This window comes from Candidatus Margulisiibacteriota bacterium, assembly GCA_031268855.1.
Lineage (GTDB): Bacteria > Margulisbacteria > Termititenacia > Termititenacales > Termititenacaceae > Termititenax.
In genome coordinates, this window is record JAIRWS010000106.1 from 1 (window position 1) to 5432 (window position 5432).

Consider the following 5432-nt stretch of genomic DNA (forward strand, 5'->3'; position numbering starts at 1 on the left):
CCCCCACCCCACCCCCCCCCCCACCCCACCCTCCTCCTTACCACCCCCCGCGCCCCCCCGCGGCGCCCCCCCCCCGACTGTTAAGCAATGCTTATGCACCGCGTCATTACTTGACGTCAGGCTATTATCACATTTTACAAAAGCTAGTTTCATTTTCTCTCCAACATAATAGTTATACCCAAAACTTACAAAATTATACCTGTGTTACTTACTTATATCTATATCGTAAGCCATGGAAAAAAATTGCAAACTTTTTGACCAGCTGAAAAGAATTTAAAAATACTTCGCGCGAATAGAAAAATCCGCCCGCCTCTGTGTCGCGCTGGTCTCCAGACGATAATTTCTCGGATACACTGTCACCATGACCGCGCCGTCGGTGTCCGTGCGCCAAATATTGCCCCAGACGCTCAAGCGATCCAGAGCCTCTTTATTGGGGTGGCGGTATTTGTTGTGCGCGCCGCAAGAGATGACGGCATTGTCCGGTTTCACCGCCGCCAAAAATTCCGCGCTGGAAGAAGTTTTGCTGCCGTGATGTCCAGCTTTGAAGAGATCCGCTTCCGGCACAATGTCCAAAAAATTTTCTTCCGCTACGGCCTCGGCATCGCCGGTAAACAACGCGCGAAAATCGCCCTGCGTCAGGACGGCTAAAATAGAATTGTTATTTTCATTTTTCTCATCAATTTGCGCGGCGCGGTGTATTTCCACAAAAGGCAGTTCGCCGTTTAAATATTCCGCCTTGTCCGCCAGCTTTTCCCTTAACCAATCCGGCGCGCTGTCCGGCAAGATTAGAGTTTTGATCCGCGGCAGCTCCAGCAAACCATTGTAATGGTCGGCATGCGCGTGCGTCAGCAAAACATCCGGCCGGTCGACGCCGAGTTTTAGCAAGGTTTGTTTGAGCACATCGCCGGCCGCGCTGCCAGATTCCGAGCCGCAGTCGATGACCAGAGCCTGCCTGCGCCGCGTTAAAACAATACAGTCGCCCTGCCCCACATCGAGAAAAATAACGCGCAAATTACCAGGCCCGGGGCAACAGCGCCAGCCCAAAATAAAAATACTCAAGATCAGTGTGTATTTGCTCAGCCAGCGCGGCCGCAGCGCCAAAACGAAAGACCAGCCGGAAGCCAGAAACAACAGCGCCAGCGGAGTTTGCGGCAGATCAATATAAGTATGCGCAAAAATGCTGACCAGCCAGTCCAGCAAAACAAAAAGCCCGTAACTCACGGTATTCAAAAGCGTGGCCAGCGGCAGGGACAGCAGACCGACAAATGAAGAAATAAAACCGAGATAGGTCAGGGTTTCCACCCATGGCAAGACCAGCATATTCAGGAACAAGGCGCCCAGCGAAACGCCGCCGAAATAATAAATGCACAGCGGTGTGGTCAGCAGCAGCGGCGCGGTGGACACGGCCGTCAGATCGCGGAGAAAACGCGGCAGAAAATTTAAACGCTCGGTCAAAACCGGCGCCAAAAACAATAAAGAAAAAGTCGCGGCAAAAGACAGCTGAAAACCAACGTCAAAAATTAGCAACGGATCTCCAAGACATAAGCCCAGACCGGAAAGCGTAAGTGTGTTGTAAGCGTCGGTCGGCCGCCGCACGGTGCGTCCCAGCAAAGCGATCTCGGCCATCAGTCCGGCGCGGCCTACAGAAGGCCCGGCGCCCACCGCAAAGATAAACAAGATATTGACCAGCGTGATCAGCCAGAAAGACGGCCAGGGCCGCAAACGCAGACAGCCGCTCAAACTTTGCAGCAGCGCCACGAATAGCGTGATGTGCATTCCTGAAACGACCAGCAGGTGGATCACACCGGCGCGGCGGTATTCCGCTGTAGTCTCGCTGTCGATCGCCGAGGATGCCGCGCCGAACAAAAACGTGCACATTATCGCGGCCTGTTCTTCCGGCAAAGTCTGTTTTTGGATCTGCACAAATTTGTTTTTGCAGTCTATGGCCAGACCGAAGAGCGACCACCGCGTCTGCCGCGCCGTAATATCGCGCGCGTCGGCCTGCAGGCGCAGAGCGTAGCCGTGCGTATACAAATAATCATCATAGCCGGTGATAAAAAAATTGCGTTTAAGCTGTAGCGGAAACAAACGGAATTTATGCAAAGTAAGCTCGTCGCCGTAACGCAGATTTTCCGCGCCGCGCAAACGCGCCATTATTTTGTAACCGTCTGCCCGCGCTGTAAAAACCACAGCGTCTCCTTTGTATTGCAGGTCGGAAACAATGCGCAGCTTGAGCTGCTCGGGACGCCAGTTTTCAGCCGCGGCAAGTCTGGCCGCCAGCGCCGCTTGATGACCGGCGGTGCGCGCCAGGCCCAAAGCCAAACAGAGGAGAAAAAACCAACGCCAGTATTTTTTCCACCAGCAGCAAAAAACAAGTCCGGCCAAAAACAAAGCCGCGTAAATATTAAAGCAGGCCGCCAAAAAAATACCGGCGAAATAAAACAAAGCCGCTAAAATAATACGCATATTTAATTCTCTCTGTCCGCCAAAAAACCATATTTCTTTTTCGGCGGCTCTGGTATAACCGGATTGAGAATTTCATTTATAACTTTGAATATGCTTTGTATCTGCTCATCATAAGTTTTAAATTTGGTTTCCTGACGCAGGATAATGTCCTCGATCTTGCGTTGCAAGTCTTTGTGCGTCAGCATAATATGCCGCAGTTTAGTAAAAGTGCGCATAATTTGAATATTGACCATAATCGCCCGTTTGCTATTAAGCACGCTGGAAAGCATAGCCACGCCTTGTTCAGTAAAAGCATATGGTTTATATCTTTGTCCACCCCAACTTGAGGTCACAAATTGTGACCTCAAGTTTGCAAGTTCTTTTTTATTTAAAACGAACATAAAATCCGGCGGAAAACGGTAGACATTCCGCTTAACAGCCTGATTTAAGACTTTGGTGGAAACCTGGTACAAACCGGCCAAATCCTTGTCCAGCATCACCTTCTTGCCGCGGATCAGTAAAATCCTGTTTTCTATAATATCCTTCGGCACCAAAACCAGTTGTTTTTTCATACTTTTACTCCTTTCTTTACAAAAATCTCCAAGATTTTTGCCAAGTCCTATATAGGTAATACCGCAAGAAAAATGCCAACTCTGGCAGACAGAAATTTTATAATCCCGCAAAAAAATGTTAATATCGCGCTTCATGCTGGAAACTTTGAACGCCAAACAGAAAGAAGCGGTGCTGTATACCGAAGGCCCGCTCATGATCATTGCCGGCGCGGGCAGCGGCAAAACGCGCGTCCTGACCACGCGGATCAAATACCTGCTGGCTGAAAAAAATATTTTTCCGGAACGCATTCTAGCCGTGACCTTTACCAATAAAGCCGCGCGGGAAATGGAAGCGCGGATCGGCGCCAAACTGCCCTGGATCGGCACGTTCCACCATATCTGCGGCAAGATCCTGCGCCGGCATATTCATTTACTGCCCGGCTACAATAATAATTACGTTATTTACGACGACGCTGACCAGACGGCTGTAATCAAAAACATTCTGCGCGCGCAGGGGCTGAGTGAAAATAAAAAAATCACTCCGGCCAAAGTTCTGCACCAGCTCGGCCAGGCTAAAAACCAAATGCTGTCACCGCAGGAATACGCTGCCGGCGCGCAATACGATGTGCAGGAAATGATCGCTAAAATTTATCAGCAATATCAGGACATTTTGCGCCGGAATAACGCCGTGGATTTTGACGACATGCTGCTTTTGACTATCGAATTGCTGCAAAAAAATCCCGAGATTTTAACGCGCTATCAGGAGCAATTTGAGTATATTTTAGTCGATGAATATCAGGACACTAACCGCGCGCAGTACACGCTTATTCAATTGCTGGCCGCCAGGCAGCAAAACATCTGCGTCGTCGGCGATAATGACCAAAATATTTATTCCTGGCGCGGCGCGGACATCACCAATATTTTAAATTTTGAGCGCGACTATCCTCAAACCAAAGTTGTTTTGCTGGAGCAAAATTACCGCTCGACAGCCAACATACTCAATGCCGCCAACGCGGTCATTAAAAACAATTCTCTGCGCAAAGAAAAAAATCTCTGGACGGACAAACTCGGCGGCGAAAAATGCAGCTTTGTCCTGACCGGTTCGGAAACCGAAGAGGCTGTTTACGTAGCGGAGCTGGTGGAAAAACTGCGTGCGCGGCACAGTTTGAATGATCTGGCGGTGTTTTACCGCATCAACGCTCAATCGCGCGTTTTTGAAGATGTTTTTAACAAGCGGCAAATTCCTTACCGGCTGATCGGCGGCGTGCGTTTTTACGCGCGCAGAGAAGTCAAGGATATTTTGGCTTATCTGCGGCTGATCGTAAATCCGCAGGACGGCGTGTCTTTACAGCGCATTATCAATGTGCCGCCACGCGGCATCGGCGACAGGACTATCGCCAGATATGAACAGTTCGCCGCGCAAACCGGCGCCAGCTTATTTGAAGCGCTCGGCGCGGAAACGGCGGATCTAAATAAACGCGCCACGCAGGCCGTAGCAACATTTAAGAAATTAATTCAAGACCTGCAAAGTCTCGAGCTGCCGCTGCCGGAATTTGTCGAGGCGGTTATCCATAAATCCGGTTACCACGAATTGCTGGCTACCTCGACCGACGAAGCCGACTTTGAACGTCTGAATAACATTTTAGAATTAGTCAGTATCGCCCGCGAACATACTGCCGCTGGATCCAGCGGCCGGCAGGCTCTCGCGGAATTTTTGGAACAGATCAGTCTGATGACCGATGCGGACAACAGCAAAACCGAAAGCGGTGACGCGGTGACTTTGATGACCATTCACAGCGCCAAGGGGTTAGAATTTCCAGTGGTGTTTTTAACCGGTCTGGAAGAAAGTGTCCTGCCGCATTTCCGTTCATTGAGCGAGACAACGCAGCTCGAAGAAGAACGGCGGCTTTGTTATGTGGCGATCACCCGCGCGCAGGAACAGCTTTTTCTCTCCGCCGCGCGCATCCGTTCACAGGCCGGCGAAACCCGTTACAATGAGGTCTCGCGCTTCGTCGCGGAAATTCCCGCCGAGCTTTTAGACAAAAAAGAAACGTCCGCGCGCCTCTTCGGCAGCTACACGGACTATGTTCGTCCGCGCGCGAGCAGGCCAGCGGCCGCGCCAGCAAATACTATGCAAAGTTATACCGCCGGCGACACTGTCTTGCACGACACATTTGGCGAAGGCCGCGTCCTGAAAGTTTTTGGCAAAGGCGCGGAGCAGGCTCTCGAGATACAATTCGCCCGCGCGCGCAAATCCCTGCTGGTCAAATACGCCAAAATGAGCAGGCTGTAAAGAATATCCCACCAGGCTGCCCGTATCGATTTTGTTTTATATTTTTTTCGGAAATTTTTCATAACCATTGAAATTATAACATGACCGCAAATAATAAAAGAATGGACGTTGCATGCAACGCCCATTCAAAGATAACTACCAAA

Annotated in this window: 3 protein-coding genes; 1 reads left to right on the forward strand and 2 read right to left on the reverse strand. The window is 50.4% G+C overall.

Features of this window, described 5'->3' with window-relative positions; genetic code table 11:
* Positions 1-273: 273 nt before the first annotated feature.
* Complete coding sequence (locus LBJ25_06330) at positions 274-2466, reverse strand: DNA internalization-related competence protein ComEC/Rec2 (protein ID MDR1453570.1); 2193 nt, start codon at positions 2464-2466, stop codon at positions 274-276.
* A gap of 2 nt (positions 2467-2468) precedes the next feature.
* A complete protein-coding gene (locus LBJ25_06335) occupies positions 2469-3017 on the reverse strand; it encodes an ORF6N domain-containing protein (protein ID MDR1453571.1) in 549 nt (182 codons plus the stop codon).
* Positions 3018-3132: 115 nt separating this feature from the next.
* Between LBJ25_06335 and LBJ25_06340 the strand changes: the two genes are divergently transcribed.
* Positions 3133-5289 carry a UvrD-helicase domain-containing protein gene (locus LBJ25_06340; GenBank protein ID MDR1453572.1) on the forward strand — a complete coding sequence of 719 codons (2157 nt, stop codon included), beginning with the start codon at positions 3133-3135 and terminating at the stop codon, positions 5287-5289.
* Positions 5290-5432: the final 143 nt, after the last annotated feature.

Bases quoted from the DNA above. Each gene is read 5' to 3' on its own strand.
- LBJ25_06335 (MDR1453571.1), bottom strand. From the start codon at position 3,017: ATGAAAAAACAACTGGTTTTGGTGCCGAAGGATATTATAGAAAACAGG.
- LBJ25_06340 (MDR1453572.1), top strand. From the start codon at position 3,133: ATGTTAATATCGCGCTTCATGCTGGAAACTTTGAACGCCAAACAGAAA.
- LBJ25_06330 (MDR1453570.1), bottom strand. From the start codon at position 2,466: ATGCGTATTATTTTAGCGGCTTTGTTTTATTTCGCCGGTATTTTTTTG.